This is a genomic window from Flammeovirga aprica JL-4, assembly GCF_012844305.1.
GTDB classification, from domain to species: domain Bacteria; phylum Bacteroidota; class Bacteroidia; order Cytophagales; family Flammeovirgaceae; genus Flammeovirga; species Flammeovirga aprica.
The window spans coordinates 1-685 of record NZ_JABANE010000359.1 but is presented as its reverse complement, the minus strand read 5'-3'; the positions used below and the strand labels follow the sequence as shown (position 1 = coordinate 685).

Genomic DNA, 685 nt, shown 5'->3' with positions numbered 1-685 from the left:
GTTACATATTCCGGACGAGCGCCTTCGCAAAGTCGCCGAGCCGGTCAAAGAAGTGAATGCGGAAATTCAGCGTATCGTCGATGATATGTTCGACACCATGTACGCCGAGGAAGGCATCGGTCTGGCCGCAACCCAGGTCGATATCCATCAGCGCATTATCGTTATTGATGTGTCGGAAAATCGTGAAGAGCAGCTGGTATTAATTAATCCGGAAATGCTGGAGAAAGATGGCGAAACCGGTATTGAAGAAGGCTGCTTGTCTATTCCTGAACAGCGCGCCCTGGTCCCGCGTGCGGAAAAAGTGAAGATCCGGGCACTGGAGCGCGATGGTAAGCCGTTTGAACTGGAGGCCGATGGCCTGCTGGCTATCTGTATCCAGCATGAGATGGATCACCTGGTCGGCAAACTGTTTATTGACTATCTGTCACCACTCAAACAACAGCGCATTCGTCAGAAGGTAGAGAAACTGGATCGTTTACGTTCCCGTGCCTGATAACAAGGAATACCGTGTCACAATCACTACGTATCATTTTCGCCGGCACCCCTGATTTTGCAGCGCGTCATCTTGATGCGCTGCTGTCGTCTGAACATCAGGTTGTTGGCGTATTCACTCAGCCTGATCGCCCTGCTGGTCGCGGCAAAAAATTGATGCCAAGCCCGGTAAAAGTGCTGGCAGAAGCCCATA

At 51.5% G+C, this 685-nt stretch carries 2 protein-coding genes; both read left to right on the top strand.

The features are described from left to right. Window positions 1-493: peptide deformylase (gene def, locus HHU12_RS34365; protein WP_169661207.1), on the top strand; the 493-nt coding region annotated here is incomplete at its 5' end. 14 nt (window positions 494-507) lie between these two features. Further along, on the top strand, window positions 508-685 hold a 178-nt coding region (locus tag HHU12_RS36040), incomplete at its 3' end, for a formyltransferase family protein (RefSeq protein ID WP_394353231.1).